Source organism: Terrisphaera buseokensis (assembly GCF_047521145.2).
Taxonomy (GTDB): domain Bacteria; phylum Verrucomicrobiota; class Verrucomicrobiia; order Opitutales; family Opitutaceae; genus ER46.
The window spans coordinates 3,635,274-3,652,962 of the sequence record NZ_CM134186.1 but is presented as its reverse complement, the minus strand read 5'-3'; the positions used below and the strand labels follow the sequence as shown (position 1 = coordinate 3,652,962).

At 63.8% G+C, this 17,689-nt stretch carries 13 protein-coding genes and 2 tRNA genes; 11 read left to right on the top strand and 4 right to left on the bottom strand.

All coding sequences use genetic code 11. The features are described 5' to 3' along the window. Nucleotides 1–181 precede the first annotated feature (181 nt). From ACLJEU_RS13690 to ACLJEU_RS13670, 5 genes are all read left to right on the top strand, one after another. Nucleotides 182–3,262 (top strand): TonB-dependent receptor domain-containing protein, encoded by a 3,081-nt coding sequence (locus tag ACLJEU_RS13690; RefSeq protein WP_414664374.1) that lies wholly within the window; start codon nucleotides 182–184, stop codon nucleotides 3,260–3,262. Nucleotides 3,263–3,335: 73 nt separating this feature from the next. Then, nucleotides 3,336–4,172 carry an HpcH/HpaI aldolase family protein gene (locus tag ACLJEU_RS13685; protein WP_414664373.1) on the top strand — a complete coding sequence of 279 codons (837 nt, stop codon included), beginning with the start codon at nucleotides 3,336–3,338 and terminating at the stop codon, nucleotides 4,170–4,172. Beyond that, complete coding sequence (locus tag ACLJEU_RS13680) at nucleotides 4,169–5,206, top strand: Gfo/Idh/MocA family protein (protein WP_457795205.1); 1,038 nt, start codon at nucleotides 4,169–4,171, stop codon at nucleotides 5,204–5,206. The genes ACLJEU_RS13685 and ACLJEU_RS13680 overlap by 4 nt, the downstream gene beginning before the upstream one ends. A gap of 7 nt (nucleotides 5,207–5,213) precedes the next feature. Beyond that, on the top strand, nucleotides 5,214–7,580 hold the full coding sequence (locus ACLJEU_RS13675) for a sialidase family protein (RefSeq protein WP_457795390.1): 2,367 nt from the start codon (nucleotides 5,214–5,216) through the stop codon (nucleotides 7,578–7,580). A gap of 168 nt (nucleotides 7,581–7,748) precedes the next feature. After that, nucleotides 7,749–7,823: transfer RNA gene (locus ACLJEU_RS13670), tRNA-Met, on the top strand. Nucleotides 7,824–7,882: 59 nt separating this feature from the next. Here the strand turns inward: ACLJEU_RS13670 and ACLJEU_RS13665 are convergent. From ACLJEU_RS13665 to ACLJEU_RS13655, 3 genes are read right to left on the bottom strand one after another with little or no spacing between them, the layout of a single operon-like run. Beyond that, nucleotides 7,883–8,191 (bottom strand): molecular chaperone DnaJ, encoded by a 309-nt coding sequence (locus tag ACLJEU_RS13665; RefSeq protein WP_414664370.1) that lies wholly within the window; start codon nucleotides 8,189–8,191, stop codon nucleotides 7,883–7,885. 3 nt (nucleotides 8,192–8,194) lie between these two features. Next, on the bottom strand, nucleotides 8,195–8,917 hold the full coding sequence (locus ACLJEU_RS13660) for a PP2C family protein-serine/threonine phosphatase (protein WP_414664369.1): 723 nt from the start codon (nucleotides 8,915–8,917) through the stop codon (nucleotides 8,195–8,197). Nucleotides 8,918–8,948: 31 nt separating this feature from the next. Continuing rightward, nucleotides 8,949–11,024, bottom strand: coding sequence for an ATP-dependent DNA helicase (locus tag ACLJEU_RS13655; RefSeq protein WP_414664368.1), 2,076 nt, complete (start codon nucleotides 11,022–11,024; stop codon nucleotides 8,949–8,951). A gap of 84 nt (nucleotides 11,025–11,108) precedes the next feature. Between ACLJEU_RS13655 and ACLJEU_RS13650 the strand changes: the two genes are divergently transcribed. Together ACLJEU_RS13650 and ACLJEU_RS13645 are read left to right on the top strand one after the other, a co-directional pair. Beyond that, nucleotides 11,109–13,346 (top strand): heavy metal translocating P-type ATPase, encoded by a 2,238-nt coding sequence (locus tag ACLJEU_RS13650; RefSeq protein WP_414664367.1) that lies wholly within the window; start codon nucleotides 11,109–11,111, stop codon nucleotides 13,344–13,346. Between the two features lie 56 nt (nucleotides 13,347–13,402). Beyond that, complete coding sequence (locus ACLJEU_RS13645) at nucleotides 13,403–13,870, top strand: outer membrane lipoprotein (protein ID WP_414664366.1); 468 nt, start codon at nucleotides 13,403–13,405, stop codon at nucleotides 13,868–13,870. Nucleotides 13,871–13,987: 117 nt separating this feature from the next. Here ACLJEU_RS13645 and ACLJEU_RS13640 read toward each other — a convergent pair whose 3' ends face one another. After that, the gene (locus ACLJEU_RS13640) at nucleotides 13,988–14,545 is read right to left on the bottom strand and encodes a L,D-transpeptidase family protein (protein WP_414664365.1); all 558 of its coding nucleotides are present in this window, start codon (nucleotides 14,543–14,545) and stop codon (nucleotides 13,988–13,990) included. On the opposite strand from ACLJEU_RS13640, the gene ACLJEU_RS13635 reads away from it, so the two are divergent. From ACLJEU_RS13635 to ilvC, 4 genes are all read left to right on the top strand, one after another. Then, a complete protein-coding gene (locus ACLJEU_RS13635; RefSeq protein WP_414664364.1) occupies nucleotides 14,529–15,593 on the top strand; it encodes an aspartate-semialdehyde dehydrogenase in 1,065 nt (354 codons plus the stop codon). The two genes, ACLJEU_RS13640 and ACLJEU_RS13635, sit on opposite strands and share 17 nt — an antisense overlap. 166 nt (nucleotides 15,594–15,759) lie before the next feature. After that, nucleotides 15,760–15,836 (top strand) — tRNA-Val (locus tag ACLJEU_RS13630). 68 nt (nucleotides 15,837–15,904) lie between these two features. Beyond that, nucleotides 15,905–16,456, top strand: a complete 552-nt coding sequence (gene ilvN, locus ACLJEU_RS13625) for an acetolactate synthase small subunit (RefSeq protein WP_414664363.1) — start codon at nucleotides 15,905–15,907, stop codon at nucleotides 16,454–16,456. A 129-nt stretch (nucleotides 16,457–16,585) separates the two neighbouring features. After that, entirely contained in the window at nucleotides 16,586–17,614 is a 1,029-nt protein-coding gene (ilvC, locus tag ACLJEU_RS13620) for a ketol-acid reductoisomerase (protein ID WP_414664362.1), read from the top strand. Nucleotides 17,615–17,689 lie beyond the last annotated feature (75 nt).

Below are 17,689 nucleotides of genomic sequence, written 5' to 3'. Positions count from 1 at the left end.
TTCATTGGTTTCATTCTGTTGATTCTGTCCAAAATCCGCGCGTCACCCGCTGGGGGGCGCGGGCTTCGCGGGTCGAGAGCAGCGGCGCGGCTGGTCCCATCATGAGCCCAGACCAAAGCGCTGTTGTCGCCCGGCCCGACCGCCAAGCTGGGTTTCGCCGCCCGGTTTTCTCCCCATCACCATGTGCTCAACGTCGCGATTCTCACCCTTGCTCCGGAATGCGCTGCGAGGCGCGCTCCTGCTGACGGCCAGTGCGATTTCTCTTTCCGCCCAGACCGCCCCCACCGGCATCGTCGAGGGCAGGGTCCTGAACGCCACGAGCGGAAACTACCTGAATCATGCATGCGTTGTGGTGAAGGATACGCTGCTCGAGGCGTTCACCAACGAAAGCGGAGCGTATCGCATCGCTGGCGTTCCGGCCGGTACGGTCAACCTCACGGTCAGCCATGCCGGACTGGCCGCGCTGACCAAGAGTGCCGCCGTGTCGCCGGGCAGTGTCGCGCGAATCGATTTCGATCTGGTGCTGGCGGACGCCGCGCCGGACGCGTCGGGCATCGTCACGCTGGGCGCGTTCACCGTGCAGGACCGCGAACTCACTGCGCAGGGTGCGGCGCTGAACGAGCAGCGAAACGCACCCAACATCAAGAACGTCGTCTCGATCGAGGAGTTCGGTGACCTGGGCATCACCAATCCGGGACATTTTCTGACCTACGTGCCCGGGGTCAGTAATGTCTACAACACCACGGGCGAGGTCGAGGGCATTGGACTGCGGGGCATGAGCTCAAGCGGTACCGTGGTGATGTTCGACGGCGCGGCGGCTGCGTCCAATGATCCTGCGTCCCGCGCCTATAATTTCAGCGGGACCAGCGTCGTGAATCTCGACCGCGTCGAGGTGACGAAGGTACCGACGCCCGATTTGCCGGCGAATGCCGTGGGCGGCTCCATCAACCTGATATCGAAGAGCGGCTTCATCCGCCGCACTCCACTTTTCCGTTACAATGGCTTTGTCACGGTGCAGGCGAAAGGATCGCACGACAATCTCCCGCCGCTGTTTTCAGACTATGCCGGCAACGATGCCAACACCACGCGTCGGCCCGTGCAGCCGGGATTCGATCTGGGTTATATCCTGCCGGTGAACCCGTCACTCGCGTTCACGTTCAATGTCGCCTACAATGGCCGGTATCAGGATCGCGAGTATATCTCTCCGACCTGGGATCGCGTGCGGCTGGTGCAGACGGCGGGCTCGCTGAATTCGGTGATCAACATCTTCACCAAGGACATTGTCGCGCTGGGCGCCGACTGGAAGAAGGGCCGGAGCACGCTCCAGGCGCGCTTCGATCTCACCCGGCAGCAGGCGTACACGCGCCAGAATATATTCAGCTACAACTTTGGGGCGGGTGCCACCGGTGGTGAAACGGTCACCACCGGTGCGGCCACCGGCGTGGGCAGCCTCGGGCTCAACGCGGGCCAGAATCTCAGCCAGTTCCGCCGCATGCTCAACGCCCGGGTGAAGCAGTCGTATGCGGGCGATGTCTGGCAGCTGGACTGGAATGCCTCGTTCTCCCGGACCTACCGTCGGATCAGCGATGTCGACCGGGGATTCTTCGGCACCGTCGCGACCACGCTCTCCAACGTAGTCGTCTCGGCGCAGGGCCTCGACGGGATTTCGTCTATGACGATGCCGCAGCTCTCGGTTCGTTCGCGCACCGGCGCGCTGATCGATCCGTACGACGTCCGTCAATACACGCTCAACACCGCGGCCAGCGCGCGGAGTTCATTCAACAATACGGTGGCGGGTGCCTCGGCCAACGCCGCTCGGACGTTCGCCGCCTGGCTGCCTGTCACCTTGAAGGTCGGCACGGCGGTGGAGAGAACTCAGCGTGACGTCTGGACGGAATCGCTCTCGTGGAATTTCCGTCCGCCCGGAGTGAACGGCCAGCTCGTGGGCAGCAACGACTTCATCGCCGATGCATACTCGGCCCGGCGCACCTTCAATGGCGGGTTGCAACTCAAGTGGCTCAGTGCCGCCAAGGTCTACGATGTTTACCGGCAGCATGCGGACTGGTTTCAGCTGAACGAGACGTCCGCTCACACCGGGAGGGTCAACAGCTCCAAACGGATCGATGAAACCATCTCCTCCGCCTACGTGCGCTCGGACGTGAAGGCACTGAACAACCGGCTATGGCTCGTGGCGGGAGTGCGCTTCGAGCAGACCCTGGACGAGGGCTTCGGCCCGCTGAACGATATCCGCAACACGTACGTGAAGGACGCGGCCGGAAACGTCGTGCTGGGCAGCAACGGTCGCCCGGTTCCCGTCACGACCGATCCGGTCGCCCTGGCGAAACTCCAGTTCAAGGAGCGCGCCGCGTTCAGTGAGAAGAAATACCACGGCTATTATCCGAGTGTGAACGCCAGCTATACCCTGGCCGAGAGCTTTGTGCTGCGGGCGGCCTACGCCGGAACCATTGGCCGGCCAGATCTCAACTTCATCACCCCCGGCACGTCCATTTCCGATCCCGCGGTCGCACCCCGCACCGTGACGGTCGTCAACACCGGTCTCCAGCCCTGGACGGCTGACAACTTCGACCTGACCCTGGAGTCCTATGAATTCAAGGGAGCGACCGTCTCCGTGAGCGGATTCCGCAAGGAGATGAGCAAGTTCTTCACCTCAGTTCAGGTGCCCGCCACTCCTGCGCTCGTCGAGCAATATGGCCTGCCGGACGACATTCTGAGCAACGACTACTTGATCATCACTCAGACGAACTCGCCTGCGAGGGCGGTCATTCAGGGACTCGAGTGGAACTGGCGGCAGTCGTTTCGACCGCTGACCGCGCTGCCCGGCTGGGCCCGTTCACTGGGCGTCTTTCTGAACCGGACCGACCTGAGTATCGGCGGTGCCGGCGCGAGCAGCTTTTCGGGCTATTCCACGCGTATCACCAACTACGGTATCAGCTACGCCCGGCCGCGTTTCGCGATCAAGGTGAACGCGACGAGTTCGAATGGACCGCGTAATGCGATTGTGGCGGCCAACGCGACCACGCCGGCTGGAACCTTCACCTCGCTAGCGCCGCGCACCCTGGTCGGAGGATCGGCGGAGTATCGAATCAACAAGCGGGTCACCGTCCACCTTTCGGGCCAGAATCTGTCGAACGCACTCTATCGCAATATGACGTATTCGCCGGGCGCTCCGGCCTATGTTCAGCCGACTCAGTATCGCGACAACGGCATCGAGTACGTTCTCGGGCTCAAGGGAGAGTTCTAACCATGGCCACAGGTGCTCAACTTGAGGTCGCGCGTGCCGCGGCTGGCGTCCGGCAACCCCCTGTCTCAACGAGATGAAACTCCGCTCTTCCCGACTGCTCCGCGAGCTTCGTGCGGCGCAGCGGCCGACCGTAATCAAGCTCAACCTGATCGATCCACGGATCGTCGAACTCGCCGGCCTCGCGGGCGCATCCGCGGTGTGGATATGCCAGGAGCACATGCCCAACGACTGGTTGAACCTGGAGCATCAGATCCGGGCGGCGAAGTTGCACGACATGGACACCATCGTGCGAGTGGAGAAGGGATCCTACTCTGACTATCTCAAGCCGTTCGAAGCCGGTGCCACGGCCATCATGGTTCCGCACGTCGCCGATGAAGCCGAAGCCCGCCGGGTGGTGGACATGGTAAGGTGTCATCCCATCGGCCGGAAACCGCTCGATTCCGGCAACGTCGACGGCTTTTTCTGCCAGGTGCCGCTGCCGGAGTACGCGGCCCACTGCAACCGGGAGCATGTGGTGATCCTGCAGATCGAATCTCCCGAGGGGCTCGAGAACGTGGAAGCCATCGCGGCCGTTCCGGGCTTTGATGTGCTGCTGTTCGGAGCGGGTGATTTCAGTCATCGCGTCGGCAAGCTCGGCCAGGTCCACGACCCCGAAGTTGTAGCCGCGCGGAAGCGCGTCGCGGCTGCGGCGATAAGGCATGGCAAACATGTGATGGCGCCGTCACTCTTCGGCCAGAGGGATGCCTTGATCGCGGAGGGCACGGGAATCTTCACGCTCGGCGCCGACATCATTTCCCTCGGCCTGGGTCTTCGTCACATGGTGGCCGAATTCACCGCGGGGGCGGAATCCTCGGCGAGAATTCCTGTAAAGCGGGCGACGCGTTCCCGGAAAATCAAAGTCGCTCCATGAATCCGGTGAGTGCGCCCAAATTCACCCCTCATTCCGTTCTCGTCATCGGCTGCGGGAGCATCGGCGAACGCCATCTCCGCTGTTTCCAGCACACGGGACGCTGTCAGGTCACGGCGTGTGAAACCAATGCGTCGCTGCGCCAACGCGTGGCCGACACCTATAAGGTCAGGGTCACCGATGACGCGGCGAACGCGATCGATTCCAGCGAGTTTGACGTGGTCGTAGTCTGTACTCCGGCGCCGCTGCATGTGCCGCAGGCCATTCAAGCCCTGAATGCCGGCAAGCACGTGCTGATCGAGAAACCGCTTTCGCACGCGCTCGACGGGGTGGCCGATTTGTTCGCCGCACGGGAACGTTCGGGCCGGCAGGTTGCCGTGGCTTACATTTATCACGTCTACCCGTTTCTCGTGGCAGCCCGGGCCTTCCTGGCACGCGGAGAATTCGGCCCCGTATTGCACGCGACGGCCACCTGCGGCCAGCCGTTCCATGTTCTGCGTCCGGCCTACGCCGGAATTTATTACCGCGACCGGGCGACGGGTGGGGGCGGTATCCAGGATGCACTGACACACCCGGTCAATTGGATCGAGAGTGTCGTGGGACCGACCGACAGCGTGATCTGTGACTGTGCGCATCTCGCGCTTCCCGGTGTGACCGTGGAGGACACCGTGCACGTCAGCGCGCGCAACGGGAACGTACTCGTCAACTATACCCTCAGCCAGTTCCAGCACCCGAACGAATCGACCCTTCAGTTCAATGCCGTCAGCGGGAGCGTGAAAATCGAACTGCACCGCCAGCGGTGGGGAACGTTTGCGCCGGGCGCGCGCGATTGGGTCTGGCACGATGCGCCGGTGCCGGGTCACGACACTCACTTCATTGCGCAAGCCCACGCCTTTCTCGATCAGATCGAAGGTCAGCCGTCGCGGCTGTGTTCACTGGAAGCCGCGGCCAGGACGCTTCGGTTCAATCTCGCCGCGCTGGCCGCTGCCGAAGGCGATTGTCGAATCCACCTGCGCGAACTCGCCGCCCCATTCTGAACGGCAGATGCGGAACCGTTCGTTCGCGGTTCGGCGTTGCGGCCGCCAAGTCCTTCTCACCCGCTTACTCACCCCTGAAGCCATGTTCACCCTCCAGACCACGCGATACGTGATCGCAGCGTTTTTCACCGCGTCGATCGGTGCGGCAGCCACGGTCACTGCCTTATCCACCCAGGCGGCGGCGATGAGCGAGAGGACGCCCGTTGTACTCGCGGCGCAGCCGCCGCCGGCGCTGGTGGCGGCGGGGTTTCCCCGACGGTTGGTGGCGATCGACAACGTGTGCGCCTGGCCGAATATCACCACGCTGCGCGACGGTTCGCTGGTTGCCATCGTGTTCAACCAGCCGAACCACGGCTTCACGGAAGGCGATGTGGAATGCTGGGCCAGTGCCGACGGACGTTTTTGGAAGTACCTGAGCACCGTCACGCGGCATGCGCCGGCTACTGTCCGCATGAATCATGGCGTCGGGTTGAATGCCGAGGGGCATCTCGTCGTTCTATGCAGCGGCTGGGATGACATTCGTCCGCGCCGCAACCCGGCGAGCCGCACGATTCAGACCGTAGGCGCGATTTCCCGGGATGGCGGAACATCGTGGGAGCAACTGGGCCCCGTGATGCCGCACGTCGAGGGCCTGAGCTGGCATGTGCCGTTTGGTGACATTCAACTGGCCGCGAACGGTGACTTGGTCGCCGGCAACTATGCCTTCACCCGCCCACGGACGGGAAACATCTATGTGGCGCGCAGCAAGGACGGCGGCCGCACGTGGCGGGACTTTTCGCCGATCGCCCGGGATCGTCACGTTGAGGCAGCGGTGCTGCATGTCGGGGGCGGAAACTGGCTGGCGGCGAGCCGCCGTTTCGAGTCCCTCGATCTCGAGATTTTCACTTCCGATGACGACGCCTTGACGTGGCGGTCGGTGAGGATCCTCGACGCGAAGCCGGTTTCCTCGGCGCATCTTCTCCGCCTCAGTGACGGGCGCGTACTGCTCACCTACGGCAATCGCACCGTCGGTGACTGCGGCATCGATGCCCGCACGAGTTCCGACGGTGGTCGCAGCTGGACCGTCCCGCAACGGCTCGTGGCGTTGGAGAAACCTGATTGTGGATATCCGGAGGCGGTGGAGTTCGCCGGGCGATGCCTCATGGTCGCCTATTATTCCGACGGAGTTCCCGCGCACCAACGCTATCACATGGGTGTGGTGAACCTGACGCTCGACGAACTTGAGCGCGAAGCCGCCACGGCCCCCGACTTCACCCTTAGCCTCAGCGAACTCCTGCCGGCCTCGGTGGAAGGTGGCAGCTGGTTTCAGCCGCGCGCCGTCGCCATTCCAATGCCCGCTGGTCCGCCGCGCGTTGTCATGACGATTCAAAAGGCCGTCGGCAGCGATTTCTTTTCGGGCCTCAGCACGATGCGGAGTGACGATCTGGGCAAGACGTGGACGGCACCTCGGGAGGATCCGGGTCTGGGTTGGCGTCCGCTCGAACATGAATCCAATATGGGAGTCTGCGACATCACTCTCGGCTGGCACGCGCCCTCCCGCAAAGTCATCGGGATTGGCCATACCGTGCGGTATACGCAGAAAGGCTTCGGTGGCATTGGTGACAAACGGGAAACTGCCTGGATCACCTACGATCCCGAAACCGACCGTTGGAGTCCGTGGAAAACGCTGACCTTTCCTGAGCATGCGGACGGGCGCTATTACATCAACGCGGTCCATGGGCAGTGGCTGGTCGAGCCGGATGGCACGCTCCTGGTCCCGTTCTATGCCCTCGGCCCGAACGTGGCGGATGCAAAATGGAAGTTCGCCTTTCGTGGTGGCGTCGCGCGGATGACATTTACCAACGGCGTCCTGGAGTTTGGGGAGGCCGGTCGCGAGATGACCCATCCCGTGCCGCGCGGCCTCTATGAAAAGTCGATTGTTCGCTTCCGTGGACGCTATTTCCTGACCATTCGCAACGACCAGACCGGCTACGTCGCGGTGAGCGACGACGGCTTGAACTTCGGTCCGATCAAGGCGTGGACCTTCGACGACGGGAGTGAGCTGGGCAGTTACAACACCCATCAGAAGTGGGTGGTTCATAGCGACGGGCTCTTTCTCGTCTACACGCGCCGTGGGGCGAACAATGACCATATCCCGCGTCATCGGGCACCGTTGTTCATCGCGCGCGTGGACCCGGAGACGCTTTGTGTGATCCGCAGTTCGGAACGGATTGCGGTGCCTGAACGCGGGGTCGACATCGGCAATTTCGATGCGACGGCGATCACTGAGGATGAGACTTGGATTACCGTGGCCAGCACGGTCAAGTCAGGTCCGGCCTGGCTGGCGCGAGTGCGCTGGTCGAAACCAAACGAACTCGCGGCGCGGGGCAGGTGAGGGCGCGCACGAAAGGTGCCGAGACCTTGGGCTGCTGTTGCGTGGGTTGGCGACGTGAACGGGGTAGCGGCCGGGACCTCGGCCCGTCGGCGATGAGCAGCTGCCTGGGCCGCGAAAAAATTTGGTTGGATTTTCCCCGGGGAACCTGCACGTTTCGCCACCTTCCACGCCAGAGTAGCTCAGTGGTAGAGCAGAGGACTCATAAGCCTTTGGTCGCCGGTTCAATCCCGGCCTCTGGCACCACTTTCAGGCCGCTTGCGAGCGGCCTTTTTCTTTGCGACGTCGCGGGCTCGGGCCCGCATTTATAGATCCGCGAGCAGGGCGCGCAGTTCGCGCTCGGGATCCTCGTGATGCTGATCCACCGCCAGGCGCAGCGCAGCTTCGAATTCGCGCCTGGCCTCGGCGCGGCGGCCGAGCTGGAGCTGCAACTTTCCGAGGAGAATGTGCGCCATCATCCAGTCCGGTTTTTTCGCGATGCAAAACGCGAACTGCGGCACGGCCTCCTCCCCGCGGGACTCGCTGACGAGTGCCTGCGCGAGACTGAAACGAAACAGCTCGTTCGCCGGCTGCCGGGCTACGAGCGTCTGAAACTGTTCGACGCGCGACGCCACAACCTAAACGGCGTCGACGAAGATCGCGACGCCCGTCGCGTTGTCCGGACCGCCACGCCGTACGGCGAGCCCGATGATCTGATCGAGCGCCGATTTGGGATCAGGGCTTTCCATCAGGAGCTCGCCCAGTTCCGAATCGGGCAACATGCGGGTCACGCCGTCGGTGCAGAAGAGATAACGATCCCCGGGCAGCAGCACGCGGTTGATGATATCGACCTCAGGGGGCGTCGGCTGCCCGATGCAGCGCGTCAGCGCGTTGCGATTCGCCTCATGATAATAGATCACCTCGCCGCGGGCGCGGCGCAACCGGGCTTCATTCTCCACGGAATGATCCTCGGTGAGGCGCAGGAATTCGCCGTCGCGCGATCCGTAGCACCGTGAGTCGCCGACGTGCGCGATCGTGAGTGTGTTCGCGCGAATGCAGCCAAACGTCAGCGTCGTGCCGATGCCCATCGATGGGCTGATGCGCAGTCCGAGTGCGGACACCGCCTGGTTGGCCTGCTGCACGGCGGCGTTTAGTTCCTTGGCGACATCGCCGTTCGCGGCCTGCAGCGCCTCGGTGAGCTCGGTGACCGTCAGCTGGGCGGCCTCGGCCCCACCGGGCAGGCCGCCGACGCCGTCGGCCACGCCGAAGAGCATCGATTTTTCGACGAAGAGCAGGCGATCTTCGTTTTTTCGACGAACCCGGCCGATATCGGTGAGCGCAGCAGCGCGGAGCGAGGGCATGTGAATGAAATTAAGTTACGCTGCCCGCTGCTCAGGCGAAAGGATGAAATTTCTCCATCCGCGTTTCCTTCGTAAAAATCGTGAAATCGGGCTGGGGAAGCGACTCGATGAAGAGCCGCCCGTAGGCCTTGGCGAGCACCCGCGAATCGAGCACGGTGACCAGCCCGCGATCCGTGGCGGTGCGAATGAGCCGCCCGATGCCCTGGCGAAACTTGATTAACGCGTCCGGCAGCGTGAGTTCGTTGAAGGGATTGCCGCCGCGATCCCGGATGTAATCGCACCGCGCCTCGGTGATCGGGTGGGTGGGCGGGTCGAAGGGCAGTCGCGTGATAATGACCTGGGCGAGGGCGTCGCCGGGCACGTCGACCCCGGTCCAGAAACTATCCGTGCCGAAAAGCACCACGTTGCCGCGTTCGCGCATTTGCCGGGTGAGTTCGGTGCGCGACAAGTCTGCGCCTTGCATGAGAAAGGGCCGGCCGGCCGCTGCAAAACGCGGTTCGAGGGTCGCGGCCACGGCGCGCATGTCGGTGTAGCTCGTGAAGAGGACCAGGGTGCCGCCGGCCACGCGAGCGGTGCAGAAGTCGATGTAGTCCGCCAGGACGTCGAGCGCGAGTTTGGCCTCCTGCGGCGAGGGCAGGGGCACGTCGCTGGCGACGTAGACGCGCATGTTGCGCGCGAAGTCGAAGGGCGACTTTACCACGACTGCGCGCGCCGATTCGGCGCCCATCCGTTCGGCCAACGGTTCAATCTGGCCGCCCATCGCGAGCGTGGCGCTGGTGCAGGTCACGCTGGTGCCGCGACCGAAAAGATACTGCCGCAGGGCCGGCGCGATATCGATCGGGGCGCTGCGCAGCGTGACGATGGTCTGTTTCCGGCCGCTGCGTTCCGCCCAGTAGACATGGCCCTTGTCGCCGAGCGTCAGCCATTCGTTCACGCCGACCTGCAGGCCCTTGATCCGCTGCTTCTGCTCCAGGATTTCGTCGCGCTCCCGACCGTCCTCGAGTTTGTCGCCGAGTTTCCCGAGCAGGCGGTGCAACGCACTCAAAGGCCCGTCGAGCGTCGGTTCGGCCACGCCTGGCTCCCGCACGCGCACAATCGGCCGGACGGCGAGCAACGACTGCCCGATGAAATCGAAGAACTGGCGGGACGCCTCGAGCGCGTCGATGACGAGTTGCTGGGCCTCGGGCCCGCCGAGTTTGCGAAACAGCCCGCGCTTGCTCCGCGGGTTGAACAGATACTTCAACGCGCGATCGACCCCGTAACTTGAGAGCGACAGGCCGAAGTTTTCCGTCGCCACGTCCGGCACCGTGTGTGCCTCGTCCAGGACGATGAAGTCGTCGGCGAACAGCACGCCGCGCGCATCCGTTGCGGTGCCGCTGGCCTGCGGGCCGCCGGCGTTGATTAACGCGAACATCAGCGCGTGATTCACGATGACGACGTTGGCCGACCGCAGCCGCACGCGAGCCCGCTGGTAGAAGCACTTTTCGCAGTCGCAGTGTTTGCGCGAGCACGAGGACGAGTCGGCGTTGACGACGTCCCACACCTCGGGTCGCGGCGGCGGCTTCAGATCATGGCGCAGGCCGGTGTCGGTCGTACCCGCCCACTGCGCGATGCGCTGGAGTTCATCGTAGTCGGCATCGGCGAGCAGCGTCGCGCGATCGGCGAGGGCGTGGCCGAGTCGCGTCGTGCAGAGGTAATTGCCCTTGCCGACGAGCACGGCCGACTTGAAATCGGCGTAACGGCTCAACGCCGGCGTGGATTTGAAGAGGCGGCGGCATTTCGGCAGATCGCTCGACTCGAGCTGCTCCTGCAGGGAGATTGTGTGGGTCGAGACGATGAGCTGCCGGCTTTGATCGACGGCGTGGATGATGCCGGGGACGAGGTACGCGAGGGATTTGCCGACGCCGGTGCCGGCCTCGAAAAGCAGCGGCTGATCGTCGCGCATCGCAGCCGCGACGGCGCGCGCCATGTCCTCCTGCTGCGGCCGGTGCTCGAGGCGCAGGCCCTCCTGCAGCCACCCCCCGGCGGCGAAGATTTTCGCTGCAAGCGCGGGAGCGTGGCTGACGGGCGGAGGCGCGGGGCCACTGTCGTCGCGGAGGCCGATCATGAGGGAGTGCGGCCAACCAAGGGCGGGCGTCGCGGACGGCGCAATTGAATTTGCGGCGAAGGAGGGGATGCGCGATTCTGCAGCATGGCTGAAGCAGCAACGTCCGGCAGCGGTTGGATTGGAGAACTGGCGGAGTTCCTCCGCGTGCAACCCGGAATCAGCGCCGTGCGGATTGATCCGAGTTCGCATCGCGTGGCGGTGGCGACCGTGGGCAATATCGTCATCGAAGGCTTGGAGGAGAAGCTCGCTGCCACGATCGCGGCGGTGGAAGCACAGCTGGAAGCCAAGGGCACGCTAAAGGCGCCCGCCGGATTTTCCGTGCGGAAGGAAGGCGACGCCATGGTGCTGGGGCGCGAGTCCTGCGCGACGGCGGAGAAAATGTGGCTCTGGCGCGAGATGGAGTGGCCGGAAATCAAAGCGGAGCCGACCCCGGAGGATCAGGAGTGGCGGACCTTGGCAGTCCTGGCCACGGTGTGCGGCGTGTCGGGTATCGCCGGGGCGATCGCCGGTTACGTCGCGCCGAATCTGCCGTGGGTGGCGAAGTCGTTTTTTCTGATCGGCCTGGTGTCCGGTGGCTGGGACGCGGCCGTCGACACGTGGGCCAACCTGCGGAAGCGCGAGATCGACATTCATTTCCTCATGCTGGCGGTCGCGATCGGCGCGATGTTCATCGGCGCGTGGGGCGAGGCGGTGTTGCTGCTCTTTCTGTTTTCAGCGTCGGGAGCGATGGAGGAATTCGCGCTCGATCGTACGCAGCGCGAAGTGAGCGCACTGCTGAAGTCGTCGCCCAAGCGGGCGACGCTTGTGCTTGAAGACGGGACCGAAAAGGAAGTCGCGGTCGAAACCCTGCAGGTCGGGCAGCGGCTGCGGCTCAAGCCGGGCGAGGCGTTCGCGGCCGACGGCGTCGTGGCGAGCGGCAAGAGCGCTAGCGACGAGTCGGCGCTGACCGGCGAAGCGAACCCGGTGGAAAAACGTCCCGGCGATCCCGTGTACAGCGGCACGATCAATCTCTGGGGCACCGTGGATTTCACCGTGGGGCGGCTGCCAGCCGAAAGCACGCTGCAAAAGATCATCCGGCTCATCCAGACCGCGCAGAAACTCAAGGCACCGAGCGAGCGCTTCACGGACAAGTTCGGCACCGGCTACACCTATGCGGTCATCGGCGGATCGTTCCTGATGTTTCTGGTGTGGTGGCTGGGCTTCCATCTGCCCGCGTTCACCAACACGCCGGAAACGCGCTCGGCCTTTTATCGCGCGATGACGCTCATGGTGGTGGCGAGCCCGTGCGCCTTGGTGCTGTCGATTCCCTCGGCGATTCTGGCCGCGATTGCGTGGGGCGCGCGGCATGGCGTGCTGTTTCGCGGCGGCGCCGCGATCGAGAAACTCGCCGACATCAACACCGTGGCGCTCGACAAGACCGGCACGCTGACCACCGGAGAACTCGCGGTGGTCGGCTATGAAAGTTACCCGGAAGGACGCGAACGCGAGGTGTTGCAGCTCGCATTGACGCTCGAGGCCAAGTCGCAGCATCCGATTGCGCGGGCCATCGTGCGGTACGCCCGGGCCGAGGGCGTGACCGAGCTCCCCTTGGATGACTTTCAGTCAATCACCGGTCAGGGTGTGCGCGGACGCGTGAGCGGCGCGACCTTGCTGCTGGGCCGCCGCGAGTTGCTGGAAAGCGGGCCGCTGGCGGAGTGGGCGAAGAAGCTGCCGGCGGCTGCGGCCGAGTTGAGTGAGGTCTGGGTGATCGGGCAGAACCTGGTCGGCCGAGTCTTGCTCAAGGATCAAATTCGGGCCGAGTCGCGCGGCGTGCTGGCCCAGTTGAAGGCCTTGGGCATCACGACGGTCATGCTCACCGGTGATCGCCGGCACACGGCGGAGGCCGTGGCGAAGGAACTGGGTTTGGATGAAGTGCGGGCCGGATTGTCGCCGGAGGACAAGGTGGCCGCGATCCAAGCGCTGCGTGCCGGTGGCCGCAAAGTCGCCATGGTCGGTGATGGCGTGAACGACGCGCCGTCGCTGGCGGCGGCGGATGTCAGCGTGGCGATGGGCGCGCGTGGCAGCGACGCGGCGCTGGAGCAGGCGGAAGTGATTCTCATGCATGACCGGATTGAGAATTTCCTTTCGGCCCACCGGTTGAGTCGGCGGGCGCGGGCTGTGATCCGACAGAACCTCACCATCTCGCTGGGAGTGGTGATTGTCATGGTGATTGCGACCGCTTTCGGTGCGGTGCCGCTGGCGATTGGCGTGGCGGCGCACGAGGGCAGCACGCTGGTGGTGTGCCTCAATTCGCTGCGGCTTTTGTTTGGTCGCAACGAGTAACTCCGGCGAAACTTTTACGTCGTATCGCGGGTCGCACCGAACATTCTTTTCTCACGATGAAATCGACCTTGCCCCTCGTCATCCTGCTCGGCGCTGTTTCGTTTTCCCTCGTCGGCTGCACGTTTCCTTCGTCGCGCCGAACGGTCCCGATTGGGCAGGCGAATGTGCTGCAGCGGGCCGAACTGGGCACGGTCACCAGCGTGCGTGAGGTCAATATCGAGGGACAGAAGGGCCAGCTGGGGCTTTATGGCGGCGGTTTGGTTGGGGCAGCGGCCGCGAGCGGCGGCCGTGGTGTCGGCGGGGCCGTGGTGCAAGCCACCGGCGCGGTGGTCGGTGCCGTGGCGGGTCAGGCCGTCGAGGAAGTGGCCACGCGCAAGCGGGCGCAGGAAATCAGCATCCGGCTCGACGACGGCAACACGGTCACGGTCACGCAGGAAGTGTCGACGGGTCTGTTCATGGACGGCGACCGCGTGCGCGTCATCAACGGCGGCGGCCATGCCCGCGTCGCGATGGCGACGAATTAGCAGAGCGAGATTGTGCGCAGGATCGTGGCTGCGAGCGCCAGCGAGTGGCGGTTTGGCCACTCGCTGGCGCTCGTAGCCACGGCTGAAAATTCCCTTTCTTCAGCCGCGTCCCAACACCTAGTCCGCGATCCACACAAGGTCGCCGTGGCGAACTTCCTCGTAGAGTTCGACGATTTCCAGATTCCGCATCAACACGCAGCCGGAACTCAGCGGCTCGCCCAGGCGGGACTCATGGTTAGTGCCGTGGATGTAGACGTAGCGCTCGTAGGTATCGACGTCGCCGCCCCGGTTCACCCCGGGTTCCAGGCCGCGCAGCCAGAGAATGCGCGACGTGATGAGGTTGTCGTTGTCCGGTTCCCGCTCGAGCACCTCGGTGAAGTGGCGGCCGGTGGGGACTCGCGCTTTGAAGACCATGCCCGGCGGCTGGCCGGCACCCACGCGTTCGGCGATTTCGTGCAGGCCGCGCGGGGTGCCGAGGGAGTTTTTGACGTTGGACGGCGGCCGCTTGGAGGTTGAAACCCCGTAACTCCTTACCAGCGCACCGCTGCGGAAAAATTGCAGGGTGGCTGTGCTGATGCGTACCACCAGTACGCGCTCTCCGGGCTTGATGCCGAGACGAGCGCAGGTTTTGTTGACCTGCTCTACTGGAGACAAACTCGTGAACAACGCATCCATCAATGTCGGTATCGTCGGCGCGACAGGCGCTGTCGGTCAAGAGCTCCTGCGGCTCCTGCACGATCGTAACTTCCCCATGGCCTCGCTGCGGCTCTTCGCCTCGGCGCGGTCGGCGGGCAAAGTCATCGCGTGCGCCGGAAAAACGTACACCGTGGAGGAAGCCAAGCCGGGCGTGTTTGCCGATGTCGACGTGGCGTTTTTTGCGGCGGGTGGGGCAGCGACGCGCGCGCTGGCGCCCGATGCCGTCAAGGCCGGCTGCCTCGTGATCGACAAGAGCTCGCATTACCGGATGGATCCGGACGTGCCCCTCGTGATTCCGGAAATCAATCCCGAGGGTCTGCGCCGCCACAAGGGCATCATCGCCAACCCGAATTGCTCGACCGCGGTCACGCTCATGGCGTTGTGGCCGCTGCACCAGGCGTTCGGCTTGAAGCGCTATTTCGCGAGCACGTATCAATCGGTGTCCGGCACGGGGGCCGAGGCGGTGCGCGAACTCGAGGACCAGATTCAGTCCTACGTCAAAGGCGACCCAATCAACAAGAAGGTCTATGCCTACCAGATCGCGTTTAACGTGATTCCGCAGGTCGACTCGTTTGGTCCCAACGGTTACACGGGCGAGGAGACGAAGATGATGCTGGAGAGCCGAAAGATCATGGGTCTGCCGAACCTCAGGGTCTCCACCACGACCGTGCGCGTGCCCGTGGTGCGGGCGCACTCCGTGGCGGTGAACGCCGAGTTCGAGCGTCCGGTGAGTGTCGAGGCCGCCCGCGCGGCGATCGCGGCCTTTGCCGGGGCCGAGTTGGTGGATGATCCCGCCAAGCAGGGCTACCCGACGCCCCTTGATTTTTCGCGCAAGGTGAAGTGCGGCGTGGGTCGCATCCGCATCGATACCGCGTTCGACAACGGCCTGGCCCTGTGGGTCAGCGGCGACAACCTCTGGAAGGGCGCCGCCTTGAACGCCCTGCAGAACGCCGAGCTGATGGTGCGTGATGGCTTGCTGACGCGCAAAGCGTCCGCTCCCGGCAGCCGCGCCTTCGCGACGGTTTAATTCTTCCCTCCGAATGTGGGCGGGGTGCCCTCACCCCGCTTTTGTGAAGGTTCAGATTCGGCCACGCGGGGTGAGGGCACGCCGCCTACAGTTTCAACCGCCACGTCATACCGGAATAATTCCTTGTCATACCGGCTTCGTGGCGGCTTTGCTTTCCGTTCGGCTTGGACGCTTAGCTCAGTTGGTTAGAGCACCTCGCTTACACCGAGGGTGTCGGGGGTTCGAGTCCCTCAGCGTCCACCAGCCTTCGCTGGTTGTGCAGTGACTGCGAAGGCTACGTTCCACCGCTCGTTTCCGCGAGCGGGCGGGGAATGGAAATTCGCTGCGAGCTTCGGCTGGCGTGCCAGCCCGGTTTAGTATCCGCTTCTCCTTCCCTTTTACCAAATCACTTCATGCGACACACGATCTCCGTCCTCGTTGAGAACAAGTTCGGCGTTCTGGCGCGCGTTTCCGGTATGTTCTCCGGCCGCGGCTTCAATATCGATTCGCTGAACGTCGCGCCGACGCACGACGCGTCGCTGTCGCGCATCACCGCGGTGCTGAAGGGCGACGAAGCCCAGCTGGAGCTCTGCATTCGGCAGCTGCGAAAACTGATCAATGTGGTCGAGGTCATCGATTTCACTGACGGGCAGGCTGTGACCCGCGAGCTGGTGCTCGTCAAGGTGCGCGCCGATGCGAAGACGCGCCCGGAGATTCTGCAGATCAAGGATATCTTCCGCGCCAAGATCGTTCATCTGGCGGCGGACACGCTGATCATGGAAGCGACCGGCGACGACGAAAAGGTGTCCGCGCTCCTCGGTCTCCTCGAGCCCTTCGGCATCGTGGAACTCGCCCGCACCGGGCGCCTGGCGCTGAAGCGCTGAGCCTGGCGCAGTTGAAGGGTGAAGGTTGAAAGGTGAAAGACCGGCAGTCCGGGAAACCTGATCCAACCGCATCGTTCGACGCTCGATTCTTTCAACTTTCACCCCTCAACTTTCAACTTTTCCCAAATCATGCCTGCCAAAGTCTACACCGACAAAGACGCCGATCTCGGCGTGTTCGCCAACAAAACGCTCGCCATCCTCGGCTACGGTTCACAGGGCCACGCCCATGCGCTCAATCTGAAGGACAGCGGTTGCAAGGTCATCATCGGCCTCTACCCCGGATCGAAGTCCCGCGCCGTCGCCGTGCAGCACGGCTTTGAAGTGTTCGACACCGCCGAGGCCGTGCGCCGGGCGGACGTCATGATGGTCGGTCTTCCCGACATGAAGCAGGCCGATGTCTATCTGAACGACATCCTCCCCAATCTTTCCAAGGGCAAGACGCTGCTGTTCTCCCACGGTCTCGCCGTTCATTTCGGCCTGATCAAGCTGCACAAGGATATCGACTGCATCATGGTCGCCCCGAAGGGTCCCGGCCACATGGTCCGCCGGCTCTACGCCGAGGGCAAGGGCATGCCGGCGTTGATCGCCGTCGCGCAGGACAAGTCGAAGACGGCCAAGAAGACCGCGCTCGCTTGGGCGAAGGGCATCGGCTCGACCCGCGCGGGCGTGCTCCAGACGTCCTTCAAGGAGGAGACCGAGACGGATCTTTTCGGCGAGCAGGCCGTGTTGTGCGGCGGCGCGAGTGCGCTGGTGCAGGCCGGTTTTGAAACCCTCGTCGAAGCGGGCTACCAGCCCGAGATGGCGTACTTCGAGTGCCTCCACGAGCTGAAGCTCATCTGTGATTTGATGTACGAGAGCGGCATCGCCGGGATGCGTTTCTCCATCTCCGAGACGGCCAAGTACGGCGACATCACCCGCGGGCCGCGCGTGGTGAACAAGCAGGTGAAGGCCGAGATGAAGAAGATCCTGAAGGAAATCCAGACCGGCAAGTTCACCCAGGAATGGGTCAACGAATACAAGGGCGGCCTCAAGAAGTACAACGCGCTGCTCAAGGCCGGCGAGAAGCACCCGATCGAAAAGACCGGCGCTTATCTCCGCTCGATGATGCCGTGGATGACCAAGAAGAACATCAAGGGCGTCCAGGCTTCGTACTCCTGATCTCCCGGTAGGGCGCGTCGATCGAACCGCGCCGTTCCCTGGTTCGCGCCGACGGTTGGCGCGGCGGGGTCCAGC